Source organism: Allobosea sp. GW821-FHT10B12 (genome assembly GCF_059415545.1).
This window is the reverse complement of sequence record NZ_JBWKNL010000005.1, coordinates 348,727-362,543: the sequence shown is the minus strand read 5'-3', so window position 1 is coordinate 362,543 and position 13,817 is coordinate 348,727. Positions and strand designations below refer to the sequence as shown.

Here is a 13,817-nt window from a genome sequence, read left to right as displayed (position 1 = left end):
ACCTGTCGTGAGATCGATCCTGTCGACTCCGATCGCCGCCGCTCTCTGCGCGGCGGTGTTGCTGCTGCCCCATGCCGCAATGTCGCAATCCGCCAGGCGCGAGCCGACCTCGGCGCGGCCGGCGAACCCCGATGCCCGGCAGCAGGCCCCGCAAACGGCGCCGGAAAGCCAGCGCGGCACGCTCAGTCTCACCTCGTCGCGCGGTGAGACGATCCAGCTTTCGCAGACAGCTTCGAGCATTTTCGTCGCCGACCCGACCATCGCCGATTTCCAGGCGCCGTCGAGCAAGACGATCTTCGTCTTCGGCAAGAAGTCGGGCCGGACCAGCCTGTTCGCGCTGAACGAGGCCGGGCAGGCGCTGGCCGAGTACCAGGTCATCGTCACCCAGCCGATCGAGGATCTGCGCGAGCTGCTGCGCTCGCAGGTCGGTGACCATCCGATTCGCGTCAGCTATACGCCGCGCGGCGCCATCCTCAGCGGCACGGCCCCGAGCGCCGATGTCGTCGACACCGCGAAATCCGTGACCGAGCAATTCCTCGGCGCCGGTGCGATCATCGTCAACAAGATCAAGGTCGCAGGCTCGCTGCAGGTCAACCTGCATGTGCGGGTCGCCGAGGTCTCGCGCAGCGCGATGAAGGCGCTCGGCGTCAACCTGAATGCATCGATCCAGAGCGGGAATTTCAGCTTCGGCGTGCTGCGGGGGACCGGCACCGGCAGCGGCGCCTCGCAGGGCGGCGGCACGATCGGCCTCGGCTTCAACGCCGGCAATACCAGCATCAGCGCCGTTATCGACGCGCTCGCCAATGAGCGGCTGGTCTCGATCCTCGCCGAACCCAGCCTGACGGCGATCTCGGGCGAATCGGCCAGCTTCCTGGCTGGCGGCGAATTCCCGATCCCGGTCTCGCAAGGCAATCAGCAGGTCACTGTCGAGTTCCGGCGCTTCGGCGTCAGCCTGGAATTCGTGCCGACCGTTCTCAACAACAACCTGATCAATGTCCGGGTGAAGCCGGAAGTCAGCGAGCTCTCGGCGCAGGGGGCGGTCACCATCAACGGCATCTCCGTGCCGGCATTGTCGACAAGGCGGGCCGACACCGTGGTCGAGCTCGGCAGCGGCCAGAGCTTTGCCATCGGCGGGCTGATCCGCCGCAACTTCAGCACGAATGTCAGCGCCTTCCCCTGGCTTGGCGACCTGCCGGTGCTCGGCGTGCTTTTCCGCTCCTCCGCCTTCCAGAAGGAGGAGACCGAGCTGATCATCATCGTCACCCCCTTCATCGTGCGGCCGGCGGCGGGCCCGAACGCGATCGGCGCCCCCACAGACCGGATCGCGCCGCCCACCGATTCGCAGCGCACCCTCACCAACACCCTGGCGAAGCCGCCGCGCGGCCGGCGCGCCCCGGCGACCACCGTCCCGGGCGCCACCGGCGAAGCCGGCTTCATCATCGAATGAGGACAGCGATGGCCCTGCGACACCTCCTCGGCGTGCTGCTTTGCGGCGCGGCGCTCGGCGGCTGCAACAGCAGCCTTCCGACCTATTACGAGCCGACCGCACAGGCGATCCTGGTCGAGCCCGAGAATAACGTCCTGCTGCTCAACTCGCTCGGAGGGGCCGAAGGCCGGCGGCTCGCCGACCTGATCGCGACGACGCGGCGCGATGCACGCGACGGGGTCCATGTCGAGATCACCAGCGACAGTCCGTCCTTGCGCACAGGCGTTGCCCGCCTGGCCCGCCGCTTCGGCGTCGATCCCGACAATATCCGCCAGTTCGCCGGCCAGGCCGACCGGCTCGGCCGCTTCCGGGCCCGAGTCGTGGTCGTCGCCTACAGGGCGCTTCCGCCGGTCTGTCCCTCGCTCCACATCGTCGGCCCCTCGGTCGAGGACAATGCCTTCGACCAGACGCTCGGCTGCTCCGTACGGGCGAGTCTGGCACTGACGGTGGCGAACCCTCGCCATCTGCTCGGCAATGACGCGGTGGTCGCGGGCCAGGGCGACAGGGCCGCGATCCCGGTCGCAACCTACCGCAGCTTTTCTGCCGGAGCCGGCGGCAACCGCTCGCAAACGGGCGGTGGCACGGCCTCGCCGACAGGCAGCCCTGCTGCGGCTGGCGGCACGGCGACGACACGCTAGTCGTTCAAACCTGCCCGGCCGCGTAGAGCGCCTTCGCCACGACCTGGAAATACTGCGACGGAATCGCCTGGCCGAGCTTGGCCTTGCGTAGCAGCAGGCGCGCCAGGCCATCGTCGTCGACGACGCTGACACGCAGCTCGCGCGCTTCTGACAGCAGCCGCTCGGCGCCGTCGCCCTTGCCACGGCAGACGACGATGGGCACGCCGGTCTCGCCCCGCACATAGCGCAGGCCGACTAGGGCAGCCCGCCCGCGCAGCACCAACGTGGCGCGCCGCATGCCCAGCGGTGGCAGGTTCGCTGCCTCCTGGCGCAGGCGGCGATGCTCGCCCTTAAGCTGGGGATTGCCCTCCTGCTCCTTGAACTCGCGCTTGGCTTCGGTCTCGGTCATGCGCATCTCGCGCATGAACAGCCAGCGCTGGGTCAAGAGGTCGAGCATGCCCGCAGCGAGGAAAGCGGCCGCCGCGATGCCCATCAGCAGCTTGGCCTCGGTCCCGACCACGAAGCCGACACAGCCCATGCCGCAGACCGGCAGATAGACCAGCGTCTTCCACATCCCGATGATCACGAAGAGGAAGGTGAGTCCGAGGACGACCGCCTTGAACAGCGTCTTCGCCAGCTCGATCAGCGAGCGCAGGCTGAAGATCCGCTTCATGCCTTCGACCGGATTGATATTCTCGAATTTCGGCTTGACCAACTCGAAGGAGAACACCAGCCCGCGATTGGCGATGAAGCTCGCCACGATGCCGGCGCCGACCATGACGCCGAGAAGCGGCAAGACGGTCCCCATGGCGAGCTCCACCAGGATGCCGAGCGCCTGCCGGATGCCGGTCTCGAACGGCAGCGGCTGCAGCTTGTCGGCGAGCAGCAGCGCCTCCTTCCATTTGCCTTCGATCTCGCCGGCTTCAGACCAGAGCCAGGCGACCCCGGCGCAGGTGCCGGCGGCGGTCGCGAAGTCGAGGCTGCGCGGGACCTGGCCTTTCTTGCGCGCGTCGCGGAGCTTCTTGGCCGACGGCGGAAGCTTCTTCTCCTCGCCGGACTCGCTCATTTCAGCAGCTTCTGGAACTGGTCGATCACGCCCTGGCTCAGCCCGATCTCGGAGCGCATGTATTCGACGAGATAGACGGCGTAGACGACCATGAAGATGGCGAAGCCGACATTCTTCAGCGTCGGCGCCAGATCGTTCGGCTTGAACTGCGGCGCGAAGCGGCCGAGCAGCATGACCGAGAGGTCGATCAGCAGCAGGAAGATCAGGACCGGCCCTGCCACCAGCAGCATGGTGCGCATGATGTGGTCGAGCAGGCTGACCAGTTCCATAGCGCCCTGCGTCGACAGGGTCGGCGCGAAATTCGTCACGGGCCAGATCAGATAGCTCTTGTAGAGGCCGTCGACCGTCGTCTGCAGGCCGCCGCTGACCACGAAGATCGTGATCGCAGTGATGCCGAGCAGGAGGCCGGTGGCGGATGCCTGGCTGCGTGTCGCCGGATCGACCGGCGCAACCTCGCTTGTGATGCCGCGCTGCGTGTCGATGATCTCACCCACCGCCTGGATGCTCCAGAGCGGAATGCTGAGCAGCGTGCCGAGCAGCAGGCCGACGAACACCTCCTTCAGGCCCAGCAGCGCGATCCTGACCATGCGGGTGCCGCCGTCCAGCGCCGCGATCGCATCGCTCGTGTGCTGGAGGATCGGCAGCGCGATCGCGACCGCGATGCCGCCGCGGATCAGCCCGCCGATCTGCGGCCGGGTGAAGACCGGCAGGATCAGCATGATGCCGATGGCGCGCGCCGAGCCGAGGCTCGCGGCGACGACGAGCTCGAGCGCCGCTGCGATCAGCCTCTGGATCTCCTCCGGCGACAGGCTCGGCATGGCAGGCGCCGATCAGCGCCGCGCCGTGAGCGCCGGAAATTCGGTGAAGACCTGCTTGCTGTATTCCAGCAGCGGCGCCGTCAGCAGCGGCGAGAACAGGCCGAGCACCGCGACGATCACCAGCAGTTTCACTGTCAGCGGCAATGTCTGGTCCTGGATCTGGGTCGCCGCCTGGATGATGCCGATGACGAGGCCGGCGACGAGTGCCGCCACCAGCGGCGGCAGCACCCAGATCATGAAGATCACCAGGGCGCGGCTCATATGGGTGAGGATACTGGCTTCGTCCACGCTGGAGCCTCCCTCATCCGCCGCCAGGCACGGTGTAGCTCAGCACCAGCCCGTGCATCAGGCGCGACCAACCGTCGATCGCCACGAACAGGAAGAGCTTGAACGGGATCGAGATCACGGTCGGCGAGACCATCGACATGCCCATCGCCATCAGAATCGTCGTCACCACGAGATCGATGATGATGAAGGGCAGATAGAGCAGGAAGCCGATCTCGAAGGCGCGCTTCAGCTCGGAGATGAGAAAGGCCGGCACCAGGATGACAAGATCGTCGGCACTGGCCCGGCCGCGCATCTCCGGTGGCCAGACCTGTTCGGTCGAGGACAGGAAGAAACGTCGCTGCTCCTCGCTGGTGAAGCGCTTGAGATGGTCGCGCAGCGGTTCCTGGCCCTGTCTGGCAGCAAGTTGCCAGTCTTCGAACGTCTGATAGCGCAGCTGGCTGTCGATCAGGCGCGTATAGGTCTGCTCGGCGACCGGCGCGCTGATGAAGACGGTGAGGATGAGCGCGGCGCCATAGAGAACGATGTTCGGCGGCACCTGCTGCGCACCGAGCGCATTGCGCACCAGGAACAGTACGACCGAGACCTTGACGAAGGCCGTCATGGTCACGACGGCGAAGGCGAGCAGGCCTAGGCCGACTGTGACGGCAAGAAGCGCGAGGATTCCCGGCTGAACCTCAGGCATGACCGGCCAGCTTGCCGTGCAGCCTGATGCCGAGCGTATCGCCGACCCGGACAATGTCGCCGCGGCCGATGAGACGGCCGTTCGCCAGGATGTCGACCGGGCCGTCGAGCGGGCGCCCGAGTTCGAAGACATGCCCTTCGCCGGCGGAGCGCAGCGCACCGAGCGTCATCGGCCAGCGCCCGCATTCGAAGACCAGCGTGACCTCGATCGTGTCGAGATCCATCTCTGCAGGCGATTGCGCCGGCTCGGTCGGTGCCGTCATCGGGGAGGACTCCACGGGATTGGGGCGCGGGCGGAAACGGCCACGCAGACGAAGGCGCTCACCGGCCACCTCGGCCGGGACCCACAGCTTGCCGACGACGAGGGCGATCTCTCCGCGCGCCAGTGGGCATTCGCGCGGCAGCAGCACATCGCCCGGCCGCGCCCGGCGCAGGATGCCCGCCGCAACCCGCAGCGTGCCGATCTCACCGGCGGCGATCACAGGAAAATCCTCCGGCAGCGGGCGCGCCTGCTGCGGGAGCAGGCTGAGCAGCGAGCCAAGTGCCAAAAAGGGGGGCGGCACGACGCCATCGAGTGGCGAGAACAGATGGAGGTGCCCCTTGCCCCGAAGCGGGCCGAAGCCGATGTCGAACTCAAGCAAAGGGCCAGCCGCCTGTGCCTCGCGAACCTCAAGGAGGCGCAGCGTCTGCCCGGTCCGCGCCTCGAGCCTGGCAAGCAAGGGTTCGAGCGCAAGCTCCAGGACGAGAGAGCGAGCAGGCTCCGTCGGCAGCGCGAGCCCGGGCTGCACTGTCGCCAGCAGCGCAGCGACGATCCCGGCCGGCAGCGACAGAACGAGGTCCTGCCCGCCCATCTCCCAATGAAGATCCAGCATCTCCACGCTCGCCGGGAGCGCCTGCCAGCATAGCCTTCCCACTTGCAGCGAGATGGCGCGGTCACCGAGACGGGCAGACCACGCGGCCCGCCCGGACACGGCCTCGTTGATCCAGCCGGCCACGGCACTTGAGAGTGCGAGCGGCGGAACGAAGTCGGCATAGTCTGCCGTTTCGCCGGACGCAGGTCCGGCGAGAGGGTCCGCTCGCGCCAGTGCAGGTGCCAGCACGATCAAGCGCGGCTGTCCCTCAGCTGCGCTGCATGGGCGCGGCGGTGACGGAGCGAAATCTCGTCATCGCTCTCGATCTCGCCGAGATGCTCGCTGCGCAGATGCCTCGCTCGCTGCACGTCGCCTTCGATCAGTTCCCATTTGCGCACCACCGCAGAGCTCCTGGCCCACTGTGTCCGGCGCTCCGCCGCAACTGCCTCCGCTGCGCGATACGCGGCGCATGCCTCGTCGAGAGCCTTGCGGCGCCGCTCGACCACGGCGGCAAGTCGCTCGAGCGTGAGCTGGCGACGCTCGAGCTCGCCGATCTGCAAGGGATCGGACATGATCAGCCCGGCATAGAGCTCGCTCTCGAAGGCGGAGCGCTGCGCCTGCGCGGCCAGCAACTCGTTGCGTGCTCTCGCCTCGGCAAGCGCTGCTGCCCGGCGCTTGCCCTCCATGACCTGCCACTCGCTCAGGGCGCGGCGCTCGCGCATATCCTTCACATGCCGCAATGCCGAGACATGGGTGGAGCTTACGCGGTTAGACGCGACAGCCATGCGACCGTTTCCTCGAAAGTTGAGTGCTCGTCCTCGGCCTGACGCAGGAAGGCGCGCAAGTCTTCGATCGAGGCGATGGCACGGTCGGTCAGCGGGTCGCTGCCCTGCGTGTATTCGCCGACACGCACCAGGAACTCCGCATCGGCGTGGCGGGCCAGCAGATCGCGCATGAAGGTCGCGGATTTGCGCTGGGCCGCGGATACCACCGCGTCCATCACGCGGCTGCGGCTCATGAGCACGTCGATCGCGGGGAAATGTCCCTGCGCTGCGAGCTGGCGCGAAAGGATGACATGGCCGTCGAGAATGCCGCGAGTTTCCTCGGCGATCGGGTCGCCGGTGCCGTCGCCCTCGACCAGCACGGTATAGAAGGCCGTGATCGAACCGCTCGCGCCCATGCCCGCCCGTTCGAGCAGCCCGGGCAGCATGGCGAAGACCGAAGGTGGGAAGCCGCGCCGCGTCGGCGGCTCGCCGGCAGCGAGCCCGATCTCGCGCATGGCGCGGGCGAAACGGGTCAGCGAATCCATCAGGAGCACGACGCGCAGGCCCTGCTCGCGGAAATGCTCGGCCACCGTCGTCGCCATGTGAGCGCATTGCGCCCGTTCCATCGCCGAGCGATCCGAGGTCGCGACCACGACGACCGTGCGCCGCAGCCCCTGTTCGCCAAGATGTCGTTCGATGAACTCGCGGACCTCGCGGCCGCGCTCGCCGATCAGCGCGACGACGGCGACATCGGCATCGGCTCCCTTGACGATCTGCGCCAGCAAGGTCGATTTGCCACCGCCCGGCTCGCCATAGATGCCGATGCGCTGGCCCTCGCCGCAGGTCAGCAGTCCGTCCATGGCGCGGAGCCCGAGCGAAAGCGGCCGCTCGATCAGCCGCCGCGCCATCGGATTGGGCGCGCCACGTCGCAGCGGCCGGGTTTCCGTTGGGGCGAGCGCGTCCTTGCCGTCGAGAGGCCGGCCGAAAGCGTCCACCACCCGGCCAAGCAGGACCGGCCCGACCGGCACTTCCAGCATGCGTCCGGTCGAGACCACCTCAGTGCGGCTGGACAGGCCCTGCAGCTCGCCGATCGGCGTCAGCATCACGCCGTCCTGCGACAGCCCGACCACCTCCGCCTCGAGCGACCAGCCGGTGCGCGGATCCTGCAGCAGGCAGAGTTCGCCGATGCGGACGTCAGGCACCACGGCATGGATCAGCGTGCCGACGGCACGCGTGATCCGCCCCCTGACCGCGCGGGTGTCGATCCGCTGAGCCGTTGTGCGCAAGCGAGAGAGCGCCGTCTCCAGGCCCGAATCGGAGCTTGCTTCTCCGCCGGCAGGAAACGGAATCGTCACGCGCCCTCGTCCTCGGATGGCAGGCCGAAACCGAGGCGCAGCGCCCTGAGCTGCGCCTCCAGGCCGAGATCGATATTGCCGAATTCGCTCCACAAGACGCATTGCTGCGCCGACAAGGCCGGATCCGCCTCGATGCGCACCAGGGGGCGACCCTCCTGACCGTCACAGCCGGCGAATTCCCGCGCGAGCGCGTCGGCATGCGTCGGCGCGACATGCAGCCGGACTTCGCCGCCACCGTATTTCTGCTCGATCGCGTGCCGCACCGTGCGCATCAGCATCTCGCCGGGATCGAAAACGCCGAGCAGATCGCGCACGATATCCATGACGAGATGCGGCAGCTCGCGTTCGAGCACCGCCTTTTGCCTGGCCGCCTCGGCTGCGGCGCGGGCGACCAGTCGCGTCGCCTCTTCGGCGCCGGCAGCCCGCCCTTCGGCATGCCCGCGGGCGCGCTCGCGCTGATAGGCGGTGCGGGCCCAGGCACGGACCCTCCGAAGATGCCGCTGCGCCGCTGCGCGCGCCTCGGCCGCCTCGTTCCAGAGTCCGATATCCTCTGCCTGCACCAGTGGGCCGAGCGGGCGGAAGGTCGGCCGGTCGGGCAGCGACTCGGCGTCGAACATCATGTCTTGCCCGCCTCGGCAGCCAGATGCGGCAAGACCACGGCGAAGACCTCGCTGGCGACGGCTGCTTCCGTCGTTGCCTGTTCCGCAGGGGTTCCCGGTGGCAAGCGCATGAGGATGTTCCGGCGATCAGCCTCCGGAAGGGTCGAGAGCCAGGCGCCGAGACAAGCATAGCCATCCTGCTCGACTGCTTCAGCGAGCCGCCCCGAACCGGAGATCACGCTGGGGGACACTGCGCGCTCGACATGCCGAATGCCAAAGGCCTGGACGTCGTCGCCGATCCTCTCGACGAAGACGGCAATGTCCTTTCCTGCGATCAGTTTCAGGAGCGAACGGGCATGCCAGACGGAGCCGGCCAGCAGAGCCGCGCGCCGCGGCATCGCGCCGAACAGCGGGTCCGTCCTCGGGCCGTCGCCCTGGCCCTCGACGACGTCGCCGAAGACGAGGCGAGCGAGGCGGCCATGCAATCGGCTGCTAGCCCGGAGCCGCTCGAGCGTCGCCTGGGAGAGCGACGCATCGAGGCAGGCGGCGATGCGAGCAGGATCGATGCTCGAGATCAGCTCGGACAGGCCAGGCGAAGCGGTGGCTGACATCGCAAGCACTCCAGCCTCTAGGCCGCCTCGCGGATCATCGGCTTCCGTTCGGTCTCGGAGCCGGCGATGCCGAGCCGGCTGTCGATGGTGGTGAGCTCGCGTGATGGCGGCCGCGGCTGGGATGCCGGCCTCCTTCCGCGCAGGAGCCCGTAAAGCAACGCCCCGAGCGCGACGACTGCCGCGAGGAGGCCGGTACCGGCAGCGGCCCAGCTCATCGGGATCGGGCCGAGCATGCGCGCTGTCGCTGGGGCAGATGCACCCAATCCGGAGCGTGCGGCCGGTGCATCACCGGCCGCGGACGTGCGTTCGACCGGGACAAAGACGACGGCCACCTTGTCGTAGGACAGGCCCTCGATGCTGTTGGCGACAAGCATCTTGATCTGCGGCAGCAACGCGTTCAGCTGTGCCCGCGAGTCATGGCGGATGAAGACGGAGGCCGATGACGGCGTCGTGTCCTGCCGGAGCAGGTCGTTCTTCGGCAGCACGACATGAATGCGGGCCGAGAGCACGCCGTCGATATCGCTGATCGTGCGAGAGAGCTCTTCGCTCAATGCGTAGACATAGCGGGCGCGCTCCTCGGTTGGCGAGGCGATCAGGCCAGAGCCTTTGAAGACCTCGCCGAGATTCTTGAAGGTCTGTCGTGGGAAGCCCTCGGCCTTCAGCAGATCGATCGCAACGGCGAGCTGCTTCTGCTCGACCTGGATCGTGCTGGTGCCGTCCTTGGCGGCGACACGGCCGGCGTCGATGCCATGGTTGAGCAGCAGGGCCAGCATCTCGTTGGCCTCGCGCTCCTGCAGCTTGGTGTAGAGGTCGGCCTTGCACCCCGCGAGCACGAGAGCCGTTGTCATCGCAATGAACAGCGTGACCCGCCGTCGAGGCCGGATTGATCTCCGCCCTTCGCCTTCCATCCACCCGTGCGGCATTCGGCCTAGCATCGCGGATCACCCCGCCGACATCAGCTTGTTGACGGATGAACTGAAGCTGCCGGTGCTCTTGGAGACCAGCGAGACCTGGATGACATTGTTGTAGACGCCCTGCAGCGAGGCGATCATCGCCTCGAAATTGTCGGCGCTCGCCGGCTTGATCGGCAGTTTCGCCGCGTTCGGCTGGGCCAGAGACTGTTCGGCCGGTCCCGGCTGTGGTGCTTTGAAAGCCAGCTCAGTACCGCTGCTGGCAGGGGCGCCACGGCCGCGATGCACAGCCGAAAGATTCTCCAGGATGCGCTCGCCGAGCGATGCGGTTTCGGTCCGCGAGCGGGCGATTTCGGCTGAGGGCTGAACCGGCACCGATGCGCCGACTTGCGGCCGTACTGCGGCATCCCCCGACGCGGCCGGCTGAACCAGATTCTGTTCGAACTGCAGCTGCTGCCCGATGGCAGGCGCGGGAGCGACCTGCGGCAGGTGATCGATCAGGCCAGCCAGCCCCGATGCGCCAATGAGCATATGGAAAGCCTTTTTGCTCTTTTGGGTTAGGGCGAGAGACCGCGAGCGGGCCCCTCGTTAACGCTTTGGACACTAGGTCGCGCAGCTGACGGGAAGCTGACGGACATGCGCATGACGGCTCGTCATCCAAAGACCATAATCACGCCACAAACTGCGAATTGCAGACATGCTCGATCTGATTATCGGTGGAATCCCGAAATGCCTTTGAATTTAATTTCGATGAAGGCGGCAATAACTTGTGTCACGATCGGAATATCTTCCATTACGATGGCTGTTTCATCGATTTCAGCGCCGCTCAATCTACCGGATACGCCATATAGCTACACCGTTCTTGATCAGGAACTGTCCAATGCCCTCCAGGAATTCGGCAGCAACCTCAACCTTAAGGTGAATGTCAGCAGCGAAGTGAAAGGTCGCATCCGCGGCCGCATGCCGGAGTTGCGGCCACGAGAGTTTCTCGATCACCTGGCGAAACTCTATAATCTGCAATGGTATTTCGATGGCCTTGTCCTTTACGTCACCGCCGCAAAGGAGGCCCAGAGTCGGCTCCTCGTCCTAGCTCCTATCGATTTCGATACATTCAGGACCACGCTGGAGGCCTTGAGCATCTCCGATGACCGTTTCGTCGTTCGCCCGGCCCCGGGTAACGGCCTCGTCCTGGCATCCGGCCCGCCACGCTTTGTCGCCCTGGCGGAACAGGTGCTCAACGGCATGGTCGCGGAAGCTCAGGCCCGTCCGCGCAGCATCGAAGTCCAGCGTCCTCCGCAGGACAGTGTGCTCATGCTGTTCCGTGGTGGGTCGGCCACGATGGTTCGCAACGGCCGAGTCGAGACGCAGTATTCCACCGAGGCTCCGCGACCTGACGGCATCGTGCGCGCACCAGTGCTCGAGCAACGGCAGGGCTCTCAATAGAGAGACCAGCGCTGTCGGTGTCGGCATGCGCGGTTGCTGGCAATTAGATTAGCCGGCATATTATTTTCCTGAACCTCGTCAGCTTCTCGAAAGCTGACCCACCTACCGTCCCCCACGTGAGCATGGTCAATGCGGGCCGCATCCGCGATCCGCACAAGCGAACGAAGGAGCGCCCGATGCTGGGAGCAATCGGAAGCGTGGTCGGCGGCATCTTCGGTGGCCCGATCGGATCCGCCATCGGCGGCGCGGTTGGCGGAGCGATCGACGGCGGCGGCAACTCTCAAGGCTCCGGCCAGGCCGAAGCCTTCGAAGAAGCCCTCAGCTCTTTCGCGATGCAGATCGCGAACGATGCCATGGCCGACTTCGACGAGGTGATGGCCGAGACGGAAGAGGACGCCTGAACCGGGCGTTCCGGCCGGTGGCCATTGCAGTCGCTTCAAGCGGCGAGTTCGAACTCAAACCCAGGAGAAATGACATGTCCTTCAATATTGGCGGCCTCGTCGGCGGGGCTCTGAACGGTCTGGTCGGTGGCAATGGCGGTGGCGGTCAGACCGGTGGTACCGGCGGAGCCGGCGGCGCCAGCAATTTCGACTCCCAGATCGCCGAGCTGAAGCGCGTCAGCGAAGAGGCGCAGGCCAAGAGCATCCATATGCGCATGATCTCGACGCAGCTCTCTTCGGACAAGAAGGTCGCCGACGAGCGCGTCCAGTAAGTTGCAAGCGAAAGGGGCGGCCATAGGCCGCCCCTTTCGCAGACAGCCCGACCATGTCGCGCCGCTGGCGTGTGTGCCCCGACCATGAAGACCCTGCGAATGCGAAGCGGGCCGTACAGTTGCTGTACGTGCTCCCGTCGGCATTGAGGAGACTGTCGTGAACGAGACCGCGCCCTTCCAGTTCGAGGTGCAATCGGGCCACTATGTCGGCCTCAGCGAAACGACGGGCGCCGGGACGCTCGTGATCGGTAGCGGCGTCGGTGCTGATCTCGTTTTCGTCGAACAAGGCCTAGAGCCAAACCACCTGCGTGTCACGCTCGAACCGGGACGTATCCTGATCGAAGCGTTGGCGCCAGGCGTCCTGCTCGAAGGTGTCGGCGAGATCGCCCCAGGGGAAGCCGCGGAAGCTGCGCTGCCGGCGCTGGTTCAGCTGGGCGCGATGTCGATCCGCTGGTTTGACGAGTCTCGAAACCAGCCAGCAAATTCAGGTGCTGCGCGTCTGGCGTCTGCGACGACGCTCGCTGCGGCTTTGCTGGCGTTCCTCGCCATCGCGGGCACCTTGACATTCATCTATGGCGCCAATGCCGATGCCCGTTCGCCGGCTGCCTCCTCCGCTGGCGCGAGCGACATGTCGGCAGCACGCAAATTCGCCTCTGCACGTCCCGACGAAGCCGGTTCGAGCGCCGCGGCGCAGGCGCTGCAGGTCGAGGTCGAGAAGGCCGGGCTGCTCAATATCAGAATTGGCTCCGGACCGGGCGTCGTCGCCGCCGAAGGCACGATCGAGCCGTCGCTGGTGCCGGAGTGGCAAAAGCTCCAGCAATGGTTCGACCGGCGCTATACCGGCGGCCTGACGCTGGTGAACGGTGTCGCGGTGAAGGAGGAGAAACTGCCGTCCTCGATCGCGGTCGAAGCGGTCTGGCAGGGCGCGCAACCTCACCTCCTGGTGCGGGGCCAGAAGTATTTCGTCGGCGCCATGCTCGACGATGGCTGGACGATCCACCGGATCGAGGGCGACCGGGTGCTGCTGAGCCGCGACGGCCGGCTCGCCGCCGTTCGCTATTGAGCGTCACCGGATACGCCAGCCATGAAGCTGCCGCGCCGACCGATCCGGACAGACAGCCCGTCCCGCCAGGGGCTCGACGATCATACGCCGCGCTCCGACACCCTTCCGACGTCCGCAGAGGGCGCGCGGGTCAACGGCGTGCGTGCGGGCGGCGGCGACAGGGGGCGTTCGCAGATCCGCGAGGCGGATGCCCAGGAGATGCCGCTCGACCTCGCCATCGAGGCCGCGCTGTCGGCGCAGGATGTCGATGCCGTCACCCGCATCCATCTCGACGAGATGCGCGCCTCGCTCGCCCAGCTCGATCCGCGCGCAGCTTTGGCCTCGCTCTACGGCCGCAATCTCGCAGCCGGCCTCCTGTCCTTCGTGATGCCGCGCCTGCGACACCCCGAAGTGCTGCTGGCCGAGAACCACAACGCCTTGCTTGAGCATCTCGCCGGGACCTTCTCGTCTTCTGACGACACGGTCGTGCGCGAGGGCGTGTTCGTGATCCAGCAGGAGCTGAAGCGGCTCGCCTTGCTGCGTCAGCACCGCAACAGCCTGATCGAGGGCTGA

The 13,817-nt window shown here is 66.7% G+C and carries 18 protein-coding genes; 7 read left to right on the top strand and 11 right to left on the bottom strand.

Annotation, left to right across the window (positions count from 1 at the left end; all coding sequences use genetic code 11):
• Nucleotides 1-79 precede the first annotated feature (79 nt).
• On the top strand, nt 80-1,447 hold the full coding sequence (locus tag AC07O0_RS19390; protein WP_494625459.1) for a type II and III secretion system protein family protein: 1,368 nt from the start codon (nt 80-82) through the stop codon (nt 1,445-1,447).
• A gap of 8 nt (nt 1,448-1,455) precedes the next feature.
• A complete protein-coding gene (locus tag AC07O0_RS19385; RefSeq protein ID WP_494625313.1) occupies nt 1,456-2,124 on the top strand; it encodes a CpaD family pilus assembly lipoprotein in 669 nt (222 codons plus the stop codon).
• A gap of 4 nt (nt 2,125-2,128) precedes the next feature.
• On the opposite strand, the gene AC07O0_RS19380 is transcribed toward AC07O0_RS19385, so the two are convergent.
• The 11 genes from AC07O0_RS19380 to AC07O0_RS19330 all read right to left on the bottom strand — a co-directional run bounded on the left by AC07O0_RS19380 (nt 2,129) and on the right by AC07O0_RS19330 (nt 10,578).
• Complete coding sequence (locus tag AC07O0_RS19380) at nt 2,129-3,169, bottom strand: EscU/YscU/HrcU family type III secretion system export apparatus switch protein (protein ID WP_494625312.1); 1,041 nt, start codon at nt 3,167-3,169, stop codon at nt 2,129-2,131.
• Nucleotides 3,166-3,987: a type III secretion system export apparatus subunit SctT gene (gene sctT, locus AC07O0_RS19375; protein WP_494625311.1), complete on the bottom strand. Its 822-nt coding sequence runs from the start codon at nt 3,985-3,987 to the stop codon at nt 3,166-3,168. Before sctT ends, AC07O0_RS19380 begins: the two co-directional genes overlap by 4 nt.
• 12 nt (nt 3,988-3,999) lie before the next feature.
• Nucleotides 4,000-4,275 (bottom strand): EscS/YscS/HrcS family type III secretion system export apparatus protein, encoded by a 276-nt coding sequence (locus AC07O0_RS19370; protein WP_494625310.1) that lies wholly within the window; start codon nt 4,273-4,275, stop codon nt 4,000-4,002.
• A 13-nt stretch (nt 4,276-4,288) separates the two neighbouring features.
• Nucleotides 4,289-4,957, bottom strand: a complete 669-nt coding sequence (gene sctR, locus AC07O0_RS19365) for a type III secretion system export apparatus subunit SctR (RefSeq protein WP_494625309.1) — start codon at nt 4,955-4,957, stop codon at nt 4,289-4,291.
• The gene (sctQ, locus tag AC07O0_RS19360) at nt 4,950-5,828 is read right to left on the bottom strand and encodes a type III secretion system cytoplasmic ring protein SctQ (RefSeq protein WP_494625308.1); all 879 of its coding nucleotides are present in this window, start codon (nt 5,826-5,828) and stop codon (nt 4,950-4,952) included. Before sctQ ends, sctR begins: the two co-directional genes overlap by 8 nt.
• Before the next feature lie 230 nt (nt 5,829-6,058).
• On the bottom strand, nt 6,059-6,592 hold the full coding sequence (locus AC07O0_RS19355; RefSeq protein WP_494625307.1) for a hypothetical protein: 534 nt from the start codon (nt 6,590-6,592) through the stop codon (nt 6,059-6,061).
• Nucleotides 6,568-7,857 carry a type III secretion system ATPase SctN gene (gene sctN, locus AC07O0_RS19350; protein ID WP_494625306.1) on the bottom strand — a complete coding sequence of 430 codons (1,290 nt, stop codon included), beginning with the start codon at nt 7,855-7,857 and terminating at the stop codon, nt 6,568-6,570. The genes AC07O0_RS19355 and sctN overlap by 25 nt, the downstream gene beginning before the upstream one ends.
• A gap of 65 nt (nt 7,858-7,922) precedes the next feature.
• Nucleotides 7,923-8,546, bottom strand: coding sequence for a type III secretion system stator protein SctL (sctL, locus tag AC07O0_RS19345; protein WP_494625305.1), 624 nt, complete (start codon nt 8,544-8,546; stop codon nt 7,923-7,925).
• On the bottom strand, nt 8,543-9,136 hold the full coding sequence (locus tag AC07O0_RS19340; protein WP_494625304.1) for a nodulation protein NolU: 594 nt from the start codon (nt 9,134-9,136) through the stop codon (nt 8,543-8,545). Before AC07O0_RS19340 ends, sctL begins: the two co-directional genes overlap by 4 nt.
• A gap of 17 nt (nt 9,137-9,153) precedes the next feature.
• Entirely contained in the window at nt 9,154-9,984 is an 831-nt protein-coding gene (gene sctJ, locus AC07O0_RS19335) for a type III secretion system inner membrane ring lipoprotein SctJ (protein ID WP_494625303.1), read from the bottom strand.
• A 93-nt stretch (nt 9,985-10,077) separates the two neighbouring features.
• Complete coding sequence (locus AC07O0_RS19330; protein ID WP_494625302.1) at nt 10,078-10,578, bottom strand: nodulation protein NolB; 501 nt, start codon at nt 10,576-10,578, stop codon at nt 10,078-10,080.
• Between the two features lie 267 nt (nt 10,579-10,845).
• Here AC07O0_RS19330 and AC07O0_RS19325 point away from each other — a divergent pair, with 267 nt between their 5' ends.
• The 5 genes from AC07O0_RS19325 (at nt 10,846) to AC07O0_RS19305 (ending at nt 13,817) form a co-directional block, all read left to right on the top strand.
• A complete protein-coding gene (locus tag AC07O0_RS19325; protein WP_494625458.1) occupies nt 10,846-11,490 on the top strand; it encodes a secretin N-terminal domain-containing protein in 645 nt (214 codons plus the stop codon).
• Between the two features lie 197 nt (nt 11,491-11,687).
• A complete protein-coding gene (locus AC07O0_RS19320) occupies nt 11,688-11,891 on the top strand; it encodes a hypothetical protein (protein ID WP_494625301.1) in 204 nt (67 codons plus the stop codon).
• Between the two features lie 74 nt (nt 11,892-11,965).
• Entirely contained in the window at nt 11,966-12,202 is a 237-nt protein-coding gene (locus AC07O0_RS19315; protein WP_494625300.1) for a hypothetical protein, read from the top strand.
• A 157-nt stretch (nt 12,203-12,359) separates the two neighbouring features.
• Nucleotides 12,360-13,265 carry a SctD/MshK family protein gene (locus AC07O0_RS19310; RefSeq protein ID WP_494625299.1) on the top strand — a complete coding sequence of 302 codons (906 nt, stop codon included), beginning with the start codon at nt 12,360-12,362 and terminating at the stop codon, nt 13,263-13,265.
• 21 nt (nt 13,266-13,286) lie between these two features.
• On the top strand, nt 13,287-13,817 hold the full coding sequence (locus tag AC07O0_RS19305; protein WP_494625298.1) for a hypothetical protein: 531 nt from the start codon (nt 13,287-13,289) through the stop codon (nt 13,815-13,817).

What these genes read in the sequence shown, in the direction of transcription:
- sctQ (WP_494625308.1), bottom strand. Translation starts at nt 5,828, where the DNA reads ATGCTGGATCTTCATTGGGAGATGGGCGGGCAGGACCTCGTTCTGTCG.
- AC07O0_RS19315 (WP_494625300.1), top strand. Translation starts at nt 11,966, where the DNA reads ATGTCCTTCAATATTGGCGGCCTCGTCGGCGGGGCTCTGAACGGTCTG.
- AC07O0_RS19325 (WP_494625458.1), top strand. Translation starts at nt 10,846, where the DNA reads ATGGCTGTTTCATCGATTTCAGCGCCGCTCAATCTACCGGATACGCCA.
- sctJ (WP_494625303.1), bottom strand. Translation starts at nt 9,984, where the DNA reads ATGACAACGGCTCTCGTGCTCGCGGGGTGCAAGGCCGACCTCTACACC.
- AC07O0_RS19330 (WP_494625302.1), bottom strand. Translation starts at nt 10,578, where the DNA reads ATGCTCATTGGCGCATCGGGGCTGGCTGGCCTGATCGATCACCTGCCG.
- AC07O0_RS19355 (WP_494625307.1), bottom strand. Translation starts at nt 6,592, where the DNA reads ATGGCTGTCGCGTCTAACCGCGTAAGCTCCACCCATGTCTCGGCATTG.
- AC07O0_RS19385 (WP_494625313.1), top strand. Translation starts at nt 1,456, where the DNA reads ATGGCCCTGCGACACCTCCTCGGCGTGCTGCTTTGCGGCGCGGCGCTC.
- AC07O0_RS19340 (WP_494625304.1), bottom strand. Translation starts at nt 9,136, where the DNA reads ATGTCAGCCACCGCTTCGCCTGGCCTGTCCGAGCTGATCTCGAGCATC.
- AC07O0_RS19305 (WP_494625298.1), top strand. Translation starts at nt 13,287, where the DNA reads ATGAAGCTGCCGCGCCGACCGATCCGGACAGACAGCCCGTCCCGCCAG.
- sctR (WP_494625309.1), bottom strand. Translation starts at nt 4,957, where the DNA reads ATGCCTGAGGTTCAGCCGGGAATCCTCGCGCTTCTTGCCGTCACAGTC.
- sctT (WP_494625311.1), bottom strand. Translation starts at nt 3,987, where the DNA reads ATGCCGAGCCTGTCGCCGGAGGAGATCCAGAGGCTGATCGCAGCGGCG.
- AC07O0_RS19380 (WP_494625312.1), bottom strand. Translation starts at nt 3,169, where the DNA reads ATGAGCGAGTCCGGCGAGGAGAAGAAGCTTCCGCCGTCGGCCAAGAAG.
- AC07O0_RS19390 (WP_494625459.1), top strand. Translation starts at nt 80, where the DNA reads ATGTCGCAATCCGCCAGGCGCGAGCCGACCTCGGCGCGGCCGGCGAAC.
- sctL (WP_494625305.1), bottom strand. Translation starts at nt 8,546, where the DNA reads ATGATGTTCGACGCCGAGTCGCTGCCCGACCGGCCGACCTTCCGCCCG.